This window comes from Metabacillus flavus, assembly GCF_018283675.1.
In the GTDB taxonomy this organism is placed as follows: domain Bacteria; phylum Bacillota; class Bacilli; order Bacillales; family Bacillaceae; genus Metabacillus_B; species Metabacillus_B flavus.
This window is the reverse complement of the sequence record NZ_JAGVRK010000001.1, coordinates 185,347-203,242: the sequence shown is the minus strand read 5'-3', so window position 1 is coordinate 203,242 and position 17,896 is coordinate 185,347. Positions and strand designations below refer to the sequence as shown.

General features: G+C 44.4%; 17 protein-coding genes and 1 pseudogene. 3 read left to right on the top strand and 15 right to left on the bottom strand.

The features are described 5' to 3' along the window. Nucleotides 1-94 precede the first annotated feature (94 nt). The 7 genes from J9317_RS01150 to J9317_RS01120 all read right to left on the bottom strand — a co-directional run bounded on the left by J9317_RS01150 (nt 95) and on the right by J9317_RS01120 (nt 8,848). Nucleotides 95-610, bottom strand: coding sequence for a P-loop nucleotide/nucleoside kinase family protein (locus J9317_RS01150; protein WP_211555813.1), 516 nt, complete (start codon nt 608-610; stop codon nt 95-97). Further along, a complete protein-coding gene (locus tag J9317_RS01145) occupies nt 607-999 on the bottom strand; it encodes a VOC family protein (RefSeq protein ID WP_211555811.1) in 393 nt (130 codons plus the stop codon). The genes J9317_RS01150 and J9317_RS01145 overlap by 4 nt, the downstream gene beginning before the upstream one ends. 411 nt (nt 1,000-1,410) lie before the next feature. Then, nucleotides 1,411-2,823, bottom strand: coding sequence for a Na+/H+ antiporter NhaC family protein (locus J9317_RS01140; RefSeq protein WP_211555810.1), 1,413 nt, complete (start codon nt 2,821-2,823; stop codon nt 1,411-1,413). Nucleotides 2,824-2,939: 116 nt separating this feature from the next. Further along, on the bottom strand, nt 2,940-3,299 hold the full coding sequence (locus J9317_RS01135; protein ID WP_211555808.1) for an MmcQ/YjbR family DNA-binding protein: 360 nt from the start codon (nt 3,297-3,299) through the stop codon (nt 2,940-2,942). Between the two features lie 320 nt (nt 3,300-3,619). Continuing rightward, a complete protein-coding gene (locus J9317_RS01130) occupies nt 3,620-4,762 on the bottom strand; it encodes a mannitol-1-phosphate 5-dehydrogenase (protein WP_211555806.1) in 1,143 nt (380 codons plus the stop codon). Between the two features lie 5 nt (nt 4,763-4,767). Then, complete coding sequence (locus J9317_RS01125; RefSeq protein ID WP_211555804.1) at nt 4,768-6,858, bottom strand: BglG family transcription antiterminator; 2,091 nt, start codon at nt 6,856-6,858, stop codon at nt 4,768-4,770. A gap of 79 nt (nt 6,859-6,937) precedes the next feature. Continuing rightward, entirely contained in the window at nt 6,938-8,848 is a 1,911-nt protein-coding gene (locus tag J9317_RS01120; protein WP_211555801.1) for a PTS mannitol transporter subunit IICBA, read from the bottom strand. Nucleotides 8,849-9,037: 189 nt separating this feature from the next. Between J9317_RS01120 and J9317_RS01115 the strand changes: the two genes are divergently transcribed. The 3 genes from J9317_RS01115 to gvpT all read left to right on the top strand — a co-directional run bounded on the left by J9317_RS01115 (nt 9,038) and on the right by gvpT (nt 10,869). Then, nucleotides 9,038-9,637, top strand: a complete 600-nt coding sequence (locus J9317_RS01115) for a cupin domain-containing protein (RefSeq protein WP_211555799.1) — start codon at nt 9,038-9,040, stop codon at nt 9,635-9,637. Nucleotides 9,638-9,826: 189 nt separating this feature from the next. Then, nucleotides 9,827-10,168 carry a YflT domain-containing protein gene (locus tag J9317_RS01110; protein ID WP_035410116.1) on the top strand — a complete coding sequence of 114 codons (342 nt, stop codon included), beginning with the start codon at nt 9,827-9,829 and terminating at the stop codon, nt 10,166-10,168. A gap of 68 nt (nt 10,169-10,236) precedes the next feature. Continuing rightward, nucleotides 10,237-10,869, top strand: coding sequence for a GvpT/GvpP family gas vesicle accessory protein (gene gvpT / locus J9317_RS01105; protein ID WP_211555797.1), 633 nt, complete (start codon nt 10,237-10,239; stop codon nt 10,867-10,869). 115 nt (nt 10,870-10,984) lie between these two features. Here gvpT and J9317_RS20735 read toward each other — a convergent pair whose 3' ends face one another. The 8 genes and pseudogenes from J9317_RS20735 to glmM all read right to left on the bottom strand — a co-directional run bounded on the left by J9317_RS20735 (nt 10,985) and on the right by glmM (nt 17,891). Then, nucleotides 10,985-11,110, bottom strand: coding sequence for a hypothetical protein (locus tag J9317_RS20735; protein WP_284143249.1), 126 nt, complete (start codon nt 11,108-11,110; stop codon nt 10,985-10,987). Nucleotides 11,111-11,122: 12 nt separating this feature from the next. Continuing rightward, a pseudogene (locus J9317_RS20965) lies at nt 11,123-11,242 on the bottom strand (transposase); the annotation flags it as partial. A 138-nt stretch (nt 11,243-11,380) separates the two neighbouring features. Continuing rightward, nucleotides 11,381-12,181, bottom strand: a complete 801-nt coding sequence (gene blaOXA / locus J9317_RS01095; protein WP_211555793.1) for a class D beta-lactamase — start codon at nt 12,179-12,181, stop codon at nt 11,381-11,383. A gap of 111 nt (nt 12,182-12,292) precedes the next feature. Beyond that, entirely contained in the window at nt 12,293-12,961 is a 669-nt protein-coding gene (locus J9317_RS01090) for an FHA domain-containing protein (RefSeq protein ID WP_211555791.1), read from the bottom strand. A 147-nt stretch (nt 12,962-13,108) separates the two neighbouring features. Beyond that, entirely contained in the window at nt 13,109-13,261 is a 153-nt protein-coding gene (locus J9317_RS01085) for a YpzG family protein (protein WP_211555789.1), read from the bottom strand. A 246-nt stretch (nt 13,262-13,507) separates the two neighbouring features. Continuing rightward, the gene (locus J9317_RS01080) at nt 13,508-13,918 is read right to left on the bottom strand and encodes a YbaN family protein (RefSeq protein WP_211555786.1); all 411 of its coding nucleotides are present in this window, start codon (nt 13,916-13,918) and stop codon (nt 13,508-13,510) included. Between the two features lie 187 nt (nt 13,919-14,105). Next, the gene (gene glmS, locus J9317_RS01075) at nt 14,106-15,908 is read right to left on the bottom strand and encodes a glutamine--fructose-6-phosphate transaminase (isomerizing) (protein ID WP_211555785.1); all 1,803 of its coding nucleotides are present in this window, start codon (nt 15,906-15,908) and stop codon (nt 14,106-14,108) included. Nucleotides 15,909-16,544: 636 nt separating this feature from the next. Beyond that, the gene (gene glmM, locus J9317_RS01070) at nt 16,545-17,891 is read right to left on the bottom strand and encodes a phosphoglucosamine mutase (RefSeq protein ID WP_211555783.1); all 1,347 of its coding nucleotides are present in this window, start codon (nt 17,889-17,891) and stop codon (nt 16,545-16,547) included. Nucleotides 17,892-17,896: the final 5 nt, after the last annotated feature.

Below are 17,896 nucleotides of genomic sequence, written 5' to 3'. Positions count from 1 at the left end.
GAGGGAGTCTCACGTCTTCCGCTTCAATCAACAGGTGTTAAAAAACAACACCAAGCTTTAACATAGCTAATACAAAAAAAGCCCCATTCAGGGCCTACGGTTCAATCACGATTTCCCCTTCTCCTGACGGTACTTCGAAACCATTTAAAAAATTAGTTAAAATCTCTTCTGTAATTGGAAAGGCTGCGTTGGCATCAAAGCGCTTGCTTCGTATCTTCAGCCTCTTTCGCAGTTCCTCCGGGTGCACCTTCAAATAAATGAGCTTCCACTCACCGCCTGTTTCTTCAATCAGCTGTTTATACGCATTTCTTCTCGCACGCTGCCAAAAACTAAAGTCAATGACTACAGATTGCCCATTTTGTATTAGCTCCTCTAGTAGTTTCCGAAGCTTTATTTCTGCTTCCTCTTTGAACTTCTCGTACTCTTCTTCACGGTAGTCAATTCCGAACCGCCCATGAACAGCCCATATTTCTTCATCAATGGAGAGCCTAGTAAAACCTTCCTTTTCGAGCTGCTGGGCAAAGGTCGTCTTTCCTGAGCCCGCGACCCCGCACATCATGACCGCTAATGGTCCTCTATGCTTTAAGAGGTCCTCTATTACTGGGCTCATTGTTTTTTCTCCAGATTCAGCTGCCATGAGACACCATATTTGTCCTCCACCCATCCGAACTTCTCGCTCACGGGTGTTGGGGCAAGCGGCATCAGCACCTTTCCATGATCAGATAGCTTTCGAAAAACGGTCTCGATTTCTTCATCAGATTTGCAGGCCACAAACAATGACAAAGCCGGGGTAAAGGCATGATGGTCGCCATTCGTGTTATCGATGCACATGAACGTTTGTCCTTTAAGTGTGAAAATAGCATACATCACTTTGCCATCTTCATGGTGAAAAATCTGCTGAATATTCGAATCATCAAAGATGGAGAGGTAGTGGTTCATCGCCTCCTCTGCCTGGCCGGAAAACATGAGGAATGGTGTAATTGGATTGGACATGCACATACACTCCTTTCATTTTTAATCATTTCAAGATTCCTTCCAAAAGTCCTTTTTTAAAAAGGTAATTCTCTTCTCCCGCCAATACTAAAGGCCTCGCTCAGCCAGTACATCAGCGAGGCCTCAAGTTTTTACGTATGTGTGTCTGACCCGCAGTCTGCTAATGAACGAAAGCTCCGGCACCGACTCTTGAAGCCGTTGGCACGCAAGGCTTCAATGACTTAGGCCTCTGTCCCCTTCTGCGGTGAAGGAGTTGAGGACTGGCACCGTGCCTGACCCGCTGTGTGCTAGCGAACGAAAGCTCCGGCACCTGCTCTTCAAACCGTTGGTACACAAGGCCTCAACGCCCTAAGCCTCTGTCCCCTTCTGCGGTGAAGGAGTTGGGGACTGACCCCAATCCCAATCCCACCCACTACTTTACAAAAAAAATGAAACCGCTCCGTACAAAACCACCGTTATCCCGGCCGCAATGAGAGCCGGCTTCAGCTTATATCTTGCATACTTCAGCACCGATAAATTAAGAATCCGTGCAATCGTATTGGTATCGTCGCTTAACGGAGAGGCAAATGCTCCAAATGTTCCGCTCGCAAACACTGTCCCAATGACCAGAGGCAGCGACAGATCAGAGGCAATCGCAATGGAAACGCCGAGCGGCATGAGAATTCCCCATGTTCCCCAGGCGGAGCCAATGAAATAGGATACCGCCGCTCCAAACATAAAGAGAATCGGAACCAGCAGGGATGAGGGAATCCATTGTGAATGGCTCGTAACAAAACGGGAAAACCCAAGCTCCTCACTCGCAGACGAAAGCCCCCAAACGAAAGAAAGCAGCACAATGACAGACATTAAATCATTTCCGCCAAGGATAAAGTTATTCAGCAGTTCTCCTGTTTTGATTTTCTGAAATCTGAAAAAAAGGAAAGTTAAAATCAATGCGACAAGCAGCGCCGTCAGCATAGCGGTGAGGACGTCTGCTTTAATAAAGGCTGTAAAGAAGCCCCCTCCTTTTTGGTGTCCATCCCACCATGTGAACAGAAAGGTCAGGCCAATGACGAGGATAAGCGGTACAAATAAATTCCATGGCCGCTCCGGGAGATCCTTTCCTACCGATGGATCACAATTGTGCCAGTCGTCTTCACCGGATCCATCGCCGATCTCTTCCGGATCGCTCTCCTCTGTCGATTTTGAATGATGGAAAAAACTCAAATAAATTCCGACTAAAATCAGGACATAGGAAAAGAAATTAAATGGGATGCTTTGGAGAAACAATTGATAGGAGTCCGCCTTGATTTTTTCGTTTTCAAGGGCAAGGTCGATGAGTGAGGTCATGTATCCGACAAACGCAGTCGCAATTGGAATGAGGACAATAATCGGAGTAGCCGTTGTTTCAATAACAAACCCCAATTCCTGTGTCGACATTTTGACCTTTTTCAATAGCGCTCTCATAATCGGAGCAATGGTGACGAACCGGAAGCTCGGGGCCGCAAAGGTGCCGATCGTCGATATGTAAGTGAGAAAAAGTGCTTGTTTCTTTGTCTGAACCTTTGCAGATGCCGCTTCTACGAACCCGCGAATACCACCTGCTATTTTAATCATTCCGATTAAGCCCGTAAAGGCATACAAAAACATAAAAATTTTGATGTTCCCCGGATCAATGATTCCCTTCACGAGGATTTCAATCATTTTCGTGAGGCCTCCGACTAAAGAAGGCTGCAATAAATAAGACCCAGCGAGCAATCCGGCAAACAGGCCCGGCAGCACCTGCTTCGTTTTGATGGCAATGGGAATGGCAATTAAAAATGGGATAACCGAAAACCAATCGTTTTGCATGACGTATCACCCTATCCGTTTTTCGTCCATCTTTAGATTGCGGAAGAGTGAGGCGTTTTATCCTGTTTTTGTGTTTGGTAGGAAATCAATAGAAAAACGATAAGAGAATGCCGCCCTCACTCAGAAACAATTTCTCTTTGGACTTTCTTCGGCAGCTTGTCAAAAACCAATTGATAGGAATGTTCGATTAGACTTTCGGCAAAATCATTCGGCAAAGAGGCATCAAGGCAGATGGAAATCCAGTGGGTTTTGTTCATGTAATAGCCCGGTATAATGCCCTCATATTCTTCCCTTAATTCTTCAGCCCGAACTGGATCGCACTTTAATGTGATAATCGGCTTTCCCTTTGCATCGCTTCCAAGCATAGCAAACATTTTTCCGCCAACATGATAGCGGTCTGCCTGCCAATCCGGCTGGTAATTATGGAAAGTGCCTTTCTGAGCTTTGCACAATGCATCAAGGTGGTCCTTATTCATCGTATAGCCTCCTTTGCTTCTGCTAATTTTTATGTACCTCTGCTTTTATTAAAGAAAAAAGGAAGCTGTACGTCCTAATAAAAAAGCTCTGTTAAACTTTGCTGTTGATTTCCGTTGCAGGCGCTCGCTTTCCGCGGGGCGGGCGGTGAGCCTCCTCGCCGCTTTGCGCCTGCGGGGTCTCACCTGTCCCGCTGCTCCCGCAGGAGTCTCGCGCCTTCCACTCCAATCAACAGGTGTTAAAATCAACCTCAGGCTTTAACAGAGCGAATAAAAAAACCGCTTCCCCCGTATACTCCGGTAGAAGCGGCAAAGCCTGCTGTTTATTTTTTCAGCTGTTCGTACTGAGCAGCGATCTCTTTCACTAATGAGCTGTTCGGATCAAGCTTGCTTACCTCAGTCAGAACGTACTCGACACCATGCTCGCTGATCATCTTCTGCAGTTCAACGGATTCGGAATCGTCCTTCACATCAAAAAGAAGAGCCGCAGCAATGGCTTTCGCCAGGTTTTCAGTTGGCAATCCAAGACGGGCAGACTCTCTTGCCGGTTTGACAAGGCGGTCTTCTGATCCAAGCTTCCGGAGCGGGGACCGCCCAACCCTTGATACGCCATCATGAAGGTAAGGATTTTGAAAGCGGCCAATGATTTTTTCGATATACTTGTCGTGCTCGCCCTGGTCCAGTCCGTATGTTTTTACTAAGTATGCACCCGTCTCTTTCAGTGTGTTTTTGACCTGAACGGAAATGGTTTCGTCATTGAGAGCTTCATCAATGGTTTCTTTCCCTGCAAGCCACCCAAAATAGGCGGTAACAGCATGGCCAGTATTTACAGTGAAGAGCTTTCTTTCGATGAATGGAGCAAGGTCCGGAACGGTAATCATCCCATCTACATTCGGAATTTCCTGGTCCGTCTCAACGACCCACTCATAATACGTTTCTACGAGGACATCAAGTGACCCCTGGTTGTTTTGAATCGGAACAATCCTGTCCACAGCGGAGTTGAAGAAAAATACCCGGCCTTCTAGCTTGCCCTTCGTCTCTTCATCCATTTGCTCAAGGATATGTCCTTTTAAAATATCAGTCGCACCAATTTGGTTCTCACAGGCAATAATATAAAGAGGCGCTTCATTTCCTTTTAAGCGCTTCACGATACCCTTTGCAATCAGCGGGGCGATTCTCGGAAGAATGTTCGGGCCAATCGCTGTTGTTACATATTCAGCCTGACCAATCGCTTCGATTACTTCATCTTCCTGCTTCATATTGTTCAAGCCGGAAACGTTTGTGATTTCCATCACTTTCTGTGGATCTGCCGCTGTTTTTACCTTATAGCCATTTTCCTCATTCAGCTTGTTAATGATGTCATCTGCAATATCCACAAATGTTACATGGTAGCCTGATTGAGAGAAAAGGGCCCCGATAAAGCCTCTGCCTATGTTTCCTGCGCCAAAATGAATCGTGTTTTTCATCTTCATCATTCCTTTATCCGTTTATTTTGTACGTAAGCGTAAAACGTTTCTCCTAATTTCCGGCGGATCATCTGTTCATTCGAGGATGAAAAGATGAGCATATTTTCTTTGCTTTCTACAATTGCGGTACTAATTAAGCTGACAATTTCAAGCTGCTTGGGCCGTAAATGCATCGGTGCTAAAAGGAGCAGGATATTTCTCGCCTGCATATCGTTTCGGTCCATCCCTTTGATTTGATAGGGTTCGTCGAGATGGACAACACGGAAGATGAGCTCCTTTACGCCCTCATGCCTTGCATGGAAAAGGGCCATGTTTGTATCCGGAATGCCAAGACCCGCTTGCCGTTCCCGTGCCAGCAGCTGTTCCGCTACTGCTTTCGCTCCGTTCAGCAGGCCCTCGGCTTCGCATTCGGCTGCCATTTCTTCCAAAAGACGATGATGACTGTCAGCCTTTTTCCGGTCAGACACTGCTAAGTTCTTTAAAATCATTCGAATGGAAGCGTGGGTGTCCTCCATCTCCTGCAAAAGGGCTTCCAAGGAGGAGGATGCTTCCATTGTTTCATTAAAAGCCTTCAGCGGACTTTGGTCTGCATAATGCTGCTTGCTTGTGAACGTTTGAATGTGCTCCCCTAAGAAGTGCCGAATCGAACCAATATCCTCATCGCTCAGCAATGGGTTGACCAGCACGTAGCTCTGCTGAAAAAAAGGCAGCCTGACGGTCGATATGACTAAATCAAATTGCTGCAAATCGATTTCCTGAATTTCTTTTAGGGATGAGATCTCAATTGATGAAATCTCCGCCATTTCCTTCTTTATCCGGCTGGCGAGCATCTTGGATGTTCCGATGCCGGTCGGACATACAACGAGAGCCCGAATGGATAGGTCTTCTTTCCTCAGCTCAAGCGCCGATCCGAAATGCAGCACAATATAGGCTATTTCATCGGGGGGAAACTCGATATCGTTAAACTCTAATTCAAGACTCTGTGCTACAGCCATATAAAGAACCGGATACTTCTTTTTTATATCGTCTGTCAGCGGATTAAACGATCCAAGTCCCTGCTGAATCCGGAAAAGCGACGGTTCCATATGGGCAAATAACCCTTGAAACAAAGAAAAATCCGAGGTTAGATCGATGTTCAATTTTTGAGAAACATGCTGAATGATTCTCTTAATGGAACGGCCAATCACGACGCTGTCATAGTAAACCTCTTCGGCTTCCTGGACTCGGGATCCTCTCCAGATGACAGATAGAAAATGAATTTCCGCCTCATCCAGGACGATTGAAAAAATTTCCTCTATTCCGCGGCTGACCTCTTTAATCCTCTTATACTCTTCATATTCATGGATGTTAGGGTCTTCTTCCCCCTCAGACAGCCGGAACCCGCCTTCATGCCTTTGGATCGTGATGCAAATATGGACAATGAGGGCGATATAAGCGCTATCCGCGAGCTTTAAATAGCCATTGTTCTGAAAGCTTAATTGTTCATCTACTGCTCTTAAGTACGCCGGGTCAAAGTAATGAAGCACCTTTTGATCCTCATTTTCCTTCTGACTCAGGCGAAAAACATTTTCAATCAGTTCTTCATTAAAATACATAAGGAAAAAGCTGGCCAGCGCTTTCCGTCTGGAGTCCTCCCGCGCAACAATCTCCACCCCTACTCCTTTTTTCCTGGAGAGCTCCATTCCGAAGCTGCTGAGCCAGCCTGAAAGCTCGTCCATATAGGTGACAAGGGTCGTAACGCTTATTCCAAGATCATTCGCGAGCGGAGCAAGCTTAATGGCCTCTTTCTCTTCCATTAATTCAATCAAAAGGAGTAATTTTCTTTCTTCAGCTGTCAGATCGACAAGCTTGATATTCACCATCATCTGAACAAGCTTGAAGATATTCTCATTCTTTCCGGTAATGGAAAGCCCCTTGTCCTGTGACTTCGCAAGGGAAAGGTCAAACCGGTTCAGAATCGGTTCAATGTTTTTCAGATCCCGCTGCACAGTTCTGACACTGACATGAAGAAAAGCAGCAATTGAATGAGCGGTATGTTTGCCTGACGTCTTAATAATGAGCTCTATTATTGCTTTTTCCCTAGCGGTAACAAACATAACATCCCTCATTTCAAGCGGACAATTTATATGTAAAACAGGAATAGAAAGGTGGATTTCACCTTTCTATTCCCTTCTATTATTTATTTAGTCCTCCGATTACATCCATCAGTTCTTCCTTCGTGGATGCAGAAGCCATTTTTTCAATGTTCTCCATATCCGAGCATGTTACGGCAATACCTGAGAGAATCTCAAGGTGCGTCCCATCTTTTCCGGCGATTCCGAATAGAAGTCGTACCTTTTGTCCTCCAAAATCAACGCCTTCCGGAATTTGAAGAATGGTTACACCGGACTTAATGACATCTTTCTTGGCATCCTCTGTACCATGAGGAATCGCCACATCATTCCCCATATAGGTAGACGTCATTTCATCCCTTGCAATCATAGCCTCAATATAGGATTCCTTCACATAGCCTCCATCTACTAAAACGCGGCCGGCAAAACGAATTGCTTCATCTTTGTCTGCAAAACGCTGATTCAGGAAGATGTTTTCTTTAAGAAGGACATCTGAATCGGAAGCCGGTTCTTCAACAGGGGCTGAAGCAGGAGCTTCCTCAACCGGAGCCTCTTCATTCGATCCATTTTTCAAACGGTCTACCAATTTATCGTATTCAGGACTCGCAAGGAAGCTGTCGACTGAAATATGATGCGCATTCGGAACCTTATTTTTCGCTCTCGGAGTTAATTCTTCCTGTGTAATCACGATTTCCGCATCGCTTGGAAGAGTGGAAATCGCCGAGTTTACAGAGGTAATGCTTAATCCCGCTTCTTTAAATTTCTTCCTTAGAATCGATGCACCCATCGCACTTGAGCCCATTCCGGCATCACATGCGAAAATAACTTTGTTTACATCCTTAGGGAATTCACCGGCTGAAGCAGAAGCAGCAAACGTGTTTGCAACGCTGCTTTTCTTGCCCTTCATTTCCTGCATTTTGTTCGCTGCATCTTCAATACTTGTTTCTTTGTCTTTGCTTGTTTTCAAGACAAGTGCAGAAACGATGAAGGAAACTGCTGCAGCGACGAGTACTCCCAAAATGTTAGCAATGTATGTTCCGCCGTCCTTTGGTGTTGCAAGCAGAATGGCGATGATGCTTCCCGGTGAAGCTGGAGCAGCAAGACCTCCGCCAAATAGGACAAGTGTGAATACTCCGCTCATCCCGCCAAGGATTGCGGCCACAAACAGCATAGGTTTCATTAAAATATAAGGGAAATAAATTTCATGTATTCCGCCCAGGAATTGAATGATGGCTGCTCCCGGTGCAGATTGTTTAGCCGATCCTTTGCCAAAGAACGTATAAGCAAGAAGAATTCCAAGTCCCGGACCAGGATTCGCTTCAAGCAGGAACAGAACCGATTGTCCATGCTGTTTTGCCTGCTCCAATGCAATCGGAGACAGTACGCCGTGGTTGATTGCGTTATTTAAGAAAAGAACTTTCGCTGGTTCGATCAGAATGCTGGTCAGCGGTAGAATGCCCAATCCTACCATCCAGTCTACTCCTGCTACCAGAATTCCAGTGAACGCTGATACAGCAGGTCCTACACCTACTAACGAGAGAAGTGCTAGAATACCGCCGATAATTCCGACAGAGAAGTTATTCACCAGCATTTCAAAGCCGGCTTTTACCTTTCCTTCAACCCACTGATCAAATTTCTTAATAGCGTAGCCGCCCAGAGGTCCCATAATCATGGCACCGAGGAACATCGGAATGCCTGATCCTACGATGACACCCATCGTGGCGATCGCACCGACCACGCCTCCCCGCTGATCATGAATAAGCTTACCTCCAGTGTAACCAATCAGTAATGGAAGCAAATAAGTAACCATTGGATCTACAAGCTTGGCGAACCCTTCATTCGGCAGCCAGCCGGTAGGAATAAATAATGCCGTAATCAAACCCCAGGCGATAAACGCACCGATATTCGGCATTACCATCGAGCTTAGGAAGTTGCCGAACTTCTGAACGCCAACTTTTATATTATTTTGAGCCATATGCGCTCTTCCTTTCTGAAAAAATATCATATATCTTGATTTAAGTGTACTTTATAAAACGCTTCCACTCAACGAATAGGAAATATGACTTTGTCGCAGAATAGCGTGTCAAAACTTTTGTTCAGGAACCAATCTGGGCGAATGTACATATTCTGTCTTCAGAGTGGTTTTGTCAGGAGGGAACAGATTATGTACGAGAGCCAGGCTTCACCGCAGTTTGCGTTCGACATGCGCAATAGCTTCCTGTTTAAAAAGAACGACGAAAATTACATTACAATTATGGGATCTAAACAGCTGAACACCGTTAAGACGTCCCTGCTTGATATCTTCTTAAGCAAAGGGAACCTCGTAGAACCGCACTACCACCAAAATGCAGCGGAACTCGTCTACTGCATATCAGGCTCTGCTGACGTTTCCATTTTAAACCCCTTTACAAAACAGCTCCTTACCTATCGAATCTCCCCCCAGCAGGTCGCTAATGTCCCCCAAGGATGGTGGCACTATGAACAAGCTATAGAGGATAACACACATCTTCTTGCCATCTTTAATGCATCGAACCCCGAAGTGGTGCTCGGCTCCGACATCCTGAAATTCACTCCGGCAAGCATCATGTCTCAAACGTATTGCATCAGCGAAAACGAATGGAAGCAGGTAACAGAGCCCGTCAAGCCCAGTACGTACATCGGACCTTATGAAGACTGTACAGGTGAGGAAAGAACTCCCCCGGCGCTGCAGCCGAATGCTTCTATTGACTATTTTCAGCCGCCTCATTATTGGGGTGCCAGATAGAACTTGTTCAAAAAAAGACTGCCTTCGTGCAGTCTTTTTTCTGCTTCTGCTAAATCTTCCTGAATTTACAGTATATTCCTGGTAAGACAAAGGACTATTCACTCATATTTTATTAAAGTATTGGGAATACCTCTTTTATGGGTTTATGTTCCGGGCATTGGGGAAACTCTTTTTCAGGAGGCGATATATATGAGTCCGAAATTCAAGTTATTCCATAATGACGAACATTTAAAAGAATCCATTGATAAAATTCGCAAAGACGGGGTGCGCGATGAGGATATTTATATCCTTTCCCATGACAATGACCATGTAAGACGTTCAAGAAAGGAAACAGACGCCAATAAGGTAGGCGTAAAGGTGACCGGTCTTGGAACGGCTACAAAAAATATATTCAGAAGCAAAGACGACAAACTCGTCGTTAAGATGCAAAAAATCGGCTTTGACACAAAAAAGGCCGAGGAGCTGGAAGAAGAATTGGATAAAGGAAAAGTACTATTAATCGTGACAAATCAGGATGAAGTTTCGTTTTAAGAGATCTTGGAAAAAGACCTTCTCTTTTGAATAAATGATTACCTAATAGCTTACGGAGGCGAAAAACAATGAATAAATCAAAACTTGCAAAAGATATGTTCAAGGGCGGTACGGTGAAACGGACAGTGGCCGGAGGAATCTTAGGAGCAACAGTCGGCTATTTTGCCACACCTGAACGCAGCAAAAAACTTCTGTCCCTTATGGGAAATGAAGCACTTAAGAACGCAGGCATCGACGCAGACATGGAAGATGTGACAAGCAAGCTTGACCGTTTCAAAGGCGTTGGAGAAAAATCCAAAAAGGCCATCGGCAAACTAAATTTCATGAAAAAACGCAAAAAAGAGGATAATGAATTCCCCGAGAATGAAGATGAACAGGAATTGAGCTCTGAGGATGAAGAGTACGATGACAGTGAATATGAGGAAAACACAGATGTTCAGGATGATAACAGCTACGATTCTGATGAGGACAACGAAGATTACAATTCATTAAAAGAAGAAAAGAAGAGACTGCAGGAGCAAATGAAAGAGCTTGAAGCAAAAATGAGCAAGTACGAAGATGAAGATGAAGATGAAGACGAGGACGAAGAAGAATACACGGGCCGTGAAAAAAACAGCAGTGCATCTGATGATGATGATGAAGATGAAGAAAAAGATACGGTTCTTTCAAGCAATGATGATACATCTGCAGCAAAAAATTAAGATACCTGATACGGCCTGATCCATCATGATCAGGTTTTTTTATTTGGAAAAAGGCTCATGAGCAGACAGGAAGCCATAAATTAAATTGGCCGCTCAAATTGCCTGCTCATAAATTTTAACGCAATTTCTTCCATTTCTTTTGGCTGCATAGAGAGCGCCATCTGCTTCCCTTTATGGATTCCCCTGGCATTGCTTGAAGGGAAGAAATTCCGAAGCTTGATGACATGAGATGATGTTTCATTCTTAAACCTTCCAATCCAAACTTCTCATAGAGTTTGACCCACCTCTTGATGGGTGAACTACTAGGCATGCCATGTTTATTTGCCAGCAGGATATATCCTAGATGCCCTTCCTGAAATTCCTTTACTATCATCAACTTAAATTGGTCACTATACTTAGCCATAAATAAAACACCCCAAAAGTTAGTTTTCACTCTAACTTTTGGGGTGCAGCTTAAAAACCGGACCCTTTTTCAGGATTCAATCGATTACAAATGCTTTTAATAATAGATTTAATTCGTAATCAGCTTATATTTCTGCAAAATGCCTCTCGTTATCTTTTTTGCATCCGCTGATGTTCCATCAATATGGGCTGCAAACGTATAGGTACTCTTTCCAGATTCAATGATTCCCACATACCATCCCTTTCCGCCCCCCTGTCCGGTTTTCGCATAAATCGTGTAATGATTTCCTTCTTCCTGAACCATCATCCGTTTTACTGTATTCATCACTGCCTGATCGAAAGGCAGTTCTTCCTTATACAGCGATTCCATAAATTCAGTCTGCTCCAGCGGTGATATTTTAAGAGTGCTGTTCAGCCAGAACTGATCGATTCCACCGCTGATATCCTTATTACCATAAGAGATTTTGTCTACCCACTCTTTCATTCTTTGCTCTCCGATATCCCGGGCCATCGCCTGATAGTACCACACCACCGAATGTCTCATCCCAGAACCTAAGGTATGATCCTGATTCCATACAGGAATCTCCCTTTCCACTCCGTCCCAGTATTTGATGTCGTATTCATCCTCAACGGCTTTCGTTTGAAGGCCAATCAGAGCGTTCGGAACTTTAAATGTGGATTCAGGAGCGGTTTTTTCCTTTGCACGACTTTCGTTGAAAACAAAAGTCCGGTCTTTTTTCACATCGTGAAGAACAAATGTCCCCGAATGAGAGGTAAAAAACTCTTCTGCCTCAAGCTTTCTGATTTCCTCCTTGCCAGCAAGTGCTTCTGCGTCAGGTTTCACCCATATTGCCAGAATCACTGCTGCTGCCAAAGCAGCAAAAATCATTTGCTTTCTTAATTTTTTCATTCTTCTCTTCCTCCTCTTTTGTTTTTACAGCCTCATTCTATCAGCCGGAAATCTATAAAAACATAGAAGGAAAATAGAATACACCTAATAAAGTTCTTAATTTTCAGTTAATTATTTTTCTAGCATATATCCCGCTCCTGGTGCCGTAACAATCTTTTTGCCGGATTTGCCAAGCTTTTTACGGAGCCGGTATACGAGCGCACTCAGCTCTTCCTGCCCGACCTCATGAAGCATCCCGCTGTTATCGGAAAATCTTTCAGGCCAAATTCGTTTTTTTATTTCATCGTAACTGACCACTTTATTACAATGTTCCTCCAGGAAAAGCAGCAGCTCCATATACTTTCCGTTCAGCCGCAGCGGTTGCCCCTGGATCAGCACTAAGCGCTTTTCTTTGCAAATCTTAAACACCTGCCGTTCAGGGCAAATCAGGTCCTTTGTTGTTTCAATCTCGTCTTCATACTGATTAATAAAGGTCAGCTTTACTGCCCCTTTCGCAAGGGAGATGAAGTCCTGATCCCCCAGCGGAATCTGCTGAAGCGGCTCCAGGGAAAGACCGTTCACTTCTACACCGTGCTTACTCTTTAAGTTGGTAATGGTATAGGTTCCATTTTCGCATTGAATGACCGCATGTTTTCTGGATATGTACGGATTGGAAAAATGCACGTCCAGATGATTTCCTTCAGACGACCGTCCAATCAGCATTCTGTTTCGCTTAAACGGGATGAAGGCGCCCTGAGCAAAACCGTGCCCTTCCTCCACTCTGAGACATGCACGCAGCAAAAAAAACAACCTCCTCACTTTGCTTTTGTTCTTTTCATTATAACAGCAGTTTTAAAAAAGAAGGGCTAACAAAAAGAAGACCTGGATTAACTCCAGGCCTTCTTCTGTCTTGCTGAATTCCTATCCTTCTACCTTAACGCTATTTCCTTACCAGCGATGGGCTTTGGCATTACTGCGCAGAATGATGTTGGTCTGCGACATCTCGGTATGACCGCACACTTGCGATTTTGAACGCTTTGGCCTTGTCCAATTATGATGAAACTGGGCTGAATGCTGGTCTAACTGTTCTCGGTAACTCATTCGCTAATCACCTCGTAGTTAGGATCTAGTGCCTTGATATTCGGAGGAATATCTTTTATAGCTTATGTCTTTTGCCGTAAATTATAAGCGTCAAAAAAGCTTAAAACTGCAGGCATTGAAACCCAATCCTCGTGAAACACTATTAGGGACGCTTACTTTTTGCGAATTATATGTTTAAACACCATGGTTACCCAATGTTGTTCTAACGTTTACTGCCAGCATAGCAAGCCTTATTCACTGAGAATTTTACATGGATTTGGACTTCTTTGAAGCCTCAGCATCCTCCAGGTGGATCGTCTTAATTTTATATATAAAATAATAATGCTTATATAAAGCAAGAAGAATCAGCAAGATTCTCACTAACAAAATATCTACATATAGCACAGAGGCCAAAATAAAAATATCCGCTATCACATTAATTCTGATTTTCTCCGTTCGGCTCATCCCTTTTTTCTGCAGGAATGCCAAAACATATTTTTTATAGATCCAGGTGCTCTTGAACCAATTATCGATCCTCTTTGAACTTTTCGCAAAGCAAAAGGCCGCGATTAAGTAAAAAGGACCTCCTGGCAGAACAGGAAGGAAGGTTCCTGCGATTCCAATTAGGAGAGCGATCGCACCGATTGAGGCAAATAGGATGGTTTTTATCATTTTCATTGTAATTATGGGACCTCCCCTGCAAATAGCTATCAGAAAGCAGGCAGCTTATATCTAAACTATTCTAACACAATCTAAAAAAGACAGCCCAATAAGAGACTGCCTCCCGTTCCAAATAAATCCAGTCGGGGAATATACTAAAAAAACCCTGTTGCGTAAATACAACAGGATTTTTTAGAACCTCTTTTTATTCAACCGTCACACTCTTCGCCAAATTACGCGGCTTATCCACGTCACAGCCTCTATGCAGAGCAGCATAGTAAGCAATTAGCTGAAGCGGAATAACAGAAGCAAGCGGTGAAAGGGCTTCGTGTACTTCTGGAAGGACGAAACGGTCGTCTTCCTGCTCAAGTCCTTTTCCGGAAATGATGCAAGGGTTTGCTCCACGGGCAGCAACTTCCTTCACATTTCCGCGGATGCTCAAGTTAACGTGTTCTTGTGTAGCTAGAGCGATAACAGGTGTGCCTTGTTCGATCAATGCGATCGTTCCGTGTTTAAGCTCTCCTCCGGCAAATCCTTCTGCCTGGATGTAAGAGATTTCTTTCAGTTTCAATGCGCCTTCAAGGCCTACATAGTAGTCAACCGCACGGCCGATGAAGAAGGCGTTGCGTGTTGTAGACAGGTACTCGCGTGCGATGTACTCCATCTCTTCTTTTTGGTCGCAAAGGGCTTCCATTGCGTTTGCAGCGATACCAAGCTCTTTCACTAAATCCAGCTCAAGTTCGTGGCCTTTCATTTCTGCTGTTACAGCAGCTGTGATGGCTAGAACCGCCAGCTGGGCTGTATACGCTTTTGTAGAAGCTACTGCGATTTCAGGGCCTGCATGAAGAAGAAGGGTGAAATCAGCTTCACGGGAAAGCGTGGAGCCTTGTACGTTTGTAAGCGTCAATGCTTTGTAGCCAAGTTCTTTAATTTGAACAAGAACGGCACGGCTGTCCGCTGTTTCTCCGCTTTGGGAGATGAAAAGGAATAGCGGCTTTTCGGAAAGCAAAGGCATGTTGTAAGAGAATTCGCTTGCCACGTGCACTTCTACTGGTGTTTTTGCCCATCTTTCAATGAACTGTTTCCCAACAAGACCTGCATGGTAGCTTGTTCCGCATGCCACAATATAAATACGGTCAGCTTCGTCGATCGCATCAACGATGTTTTGATCGATTGTCAGCTTGCCGTCTTCGTTTTGATATTTTTGAACGATTTTCCGCAATACAAGCGGCTGCTCGTCGGTTTCTTTCAACATGTAGTGAGGGTATGTTCCTTTTTCAATATCGCTTGCATCGATTTCTGCTGTGTAAGGAGCACGTTCAACGACTTCTCCAGTCAGTGTTTTAATGACTGCCTGTTCACGAGTCACGATAACCATTTCTTTATCCATAAGCTCAACATACTGGTTCGTCACTTGAAGCATTGCCATTGCATCAGAAGCAATGACATTGAAGTCTTCTCCAAGTCCAACTAGAAGCGGGCTTTTGTTTTTTGCTACATAAATTGTATTTGGATCTTGATTATCAAGCAATCCGATAGCGTAAGATCCTTTTAGGATGGAAAGAGTTTGACGGAAAGCTTCTTCTACGCCAGCGCCTTTTTCCATCATTTTTTCGATAACCTGTACGACTACCTCAGTGTCTGTTTCACTTTGAAGTTCAACATCCTGAAGGTAATCTTTTTTAAGCTGTACGTAGTTTTCGATAACTCCGTTATGAACCAAAGTCAGACGTGAAGATGCACTTTGATGCGGATGCGCATTTACACGGCTTGGTTCACCATGTGTAGCCCAGCGCGTGTGACCGATTCCAACCGGTGCAATCACACTTGAATCCACGATGGAACGAAGATCTGCGATGCGTCCTTTTTCTTTGAAGACTGTTACGCCTTCTTCGCCGGATAAAGCGATACCAGCAGAATCGTATCCGCGGTACTCAAGCTTTTCCAAACCTTTAAGCAAAATTTCTTTCGAGTCATTCAGTCCAATGTAACCTACAATACCACACATAATCGTTTTCCTCCCGCTTCTGCGAAGGGGACAGGAATGCCGCAACTTTGGGGACCTTCACTGTCCCCTCACACATGTTAGATGTTTTATTCTATAGGATTCGATTAGTGTCCCTCTCTTTGTCCAGCAGGTTGCCCCGCTGTTTTAAAGAAAGACTTGCGGCTGCTATCGTACAGCCGGGAGGTATCCGCCGATTCATCGATAAACCTCCTCCTCGTCAACTAAGCGATGGGTCGTCCGTGCTTAGTTCAGGCGCTTTGTGCTGCTCTGTATTTCACTTTACTCATTGCCCGGGTTCATAAAGCGAAACACAAGGTTTATATTACAATACATCGGAGAAAACCGTCAATCCTAATATTTCCCCACGGCTTGCTCTTTACCCCCCGACCCCTTTAGTATATGTTGCTAAAGGATGTCTTGTTAAGGACAGATGCAACATGACTTTTACCCTGTTTGAGAGGTTTTCTAACCTATTTTTGAAAAATAGATGGATTTTCAATACTTCTTTTTTCCTTTACAAGGGAAAATCATCACAGCAAGAAAGAAAATTTAAATGCTCAAATCATCACATAAGAAAAGGTGAATAAACGAAAAACGAGGCCATTAAGGCCCCGTTTCCCTCGAATTCTATGTAGGTTATTCGATACCCATTTCGTCTTTAACAACGGCTACGATGCGCTCTACGTATTGACGGCAAAGCTCTTCAGTCGGTGCTTCTGCCATTACGCGGACTAGAGGCTCTGTTCCGGAAGGACGTACAAGAATTCTTCCGTTTCCAGCCATTTCTTTTTCTACTTCTTCAATGACTGCTTTCACTTTAGCATTATCCGTTACGTGATGCTTGTCTGATACCCTGACATTGATCAGAAGCTGAGGGAATTTCGTCATTTCTTCAGCCAGTTCAGAAAGGGTTTTGCCTGTTGCTTTCAAAATATTCACTAACTGAATTGCTGTGAGAAGACCGTCACCTGTCGTGTTGTAGTCAAGGAAGATAATATGGCCTGATTGCTCTCCGCCCAAGTTATACTGATTCTTCTTCATTTCTTCTACTACATAACGATCGCCTACAGCTGTTTGGATACTTTGAATTGCTGCTGCTTCAAGCCCTTTATAGAAACCAAGGTTGCTCATAACCGTTGATACAACTGTATCCTGATTCAGCTGTCCTTGATCTTTCAAGTATTTGGCACAGATAAACATGATCTGATCGCCATCTACGATATTTCCTTTTTCATCTACTGCAATTAAACGGTCTCCGTCTCCATCGAATGCAAGTCCGATATCAGCGCCTTTTTCCAGGACAAAAGCAGCCATAGCTTCAGGGTGTGTAGATCCTACGCGATCGTTTATGTTCAGTCCATTTGGAGAAGTACCCATAGTCGAAACGTCCGCTTCAAGATCGGCGAACAAGTGAGTGGCAAGAGAAGAGGTTGCACCATGTGCGCAATCAAGAGCTACGTGAATGCCGGAAAATTCTTCATCAACTGTCTGTTTAAGGAATTGCAGGTACTTCTGACCGCCTTCGAAATAGTCGTTAACCTGTCCAAGATCGGCTCCGACGGGTCTTGGAAGGTGATCTTCAGCCTGATCCATCAGCCCTTCTATTTCAAGCTCCTGTTCATCTACAAGCTTAAATCCGTCAGGTCCAAAAAACTTGATTCCGTTGTCCTGAACCGGATTGTGAGAGGCAGAAATCATAACACCTGCCTGAGCTCCTAAAGCTTTGGTTAAATAAGAAACACCTGGAGTAGAAATTACGCCTAAACGCATTACCTCTGCTCCGATGGAAAGAAGTCCGGCAACAAGCGCTCCTTCCAGCATATGTCCGGATACGCGCGTATCACGGCCAATCAATACCTTTGGACGATCTTTATCCTTAGTAAGGACGTATCCGCCAAAACGGCCGATTTTAAAAGCCAGTTCCGGCGTTAGCTCGCTGTTGGCCACTCCTCTTACTCCATCTGTTCCAAAATACTTACCCATGTTAG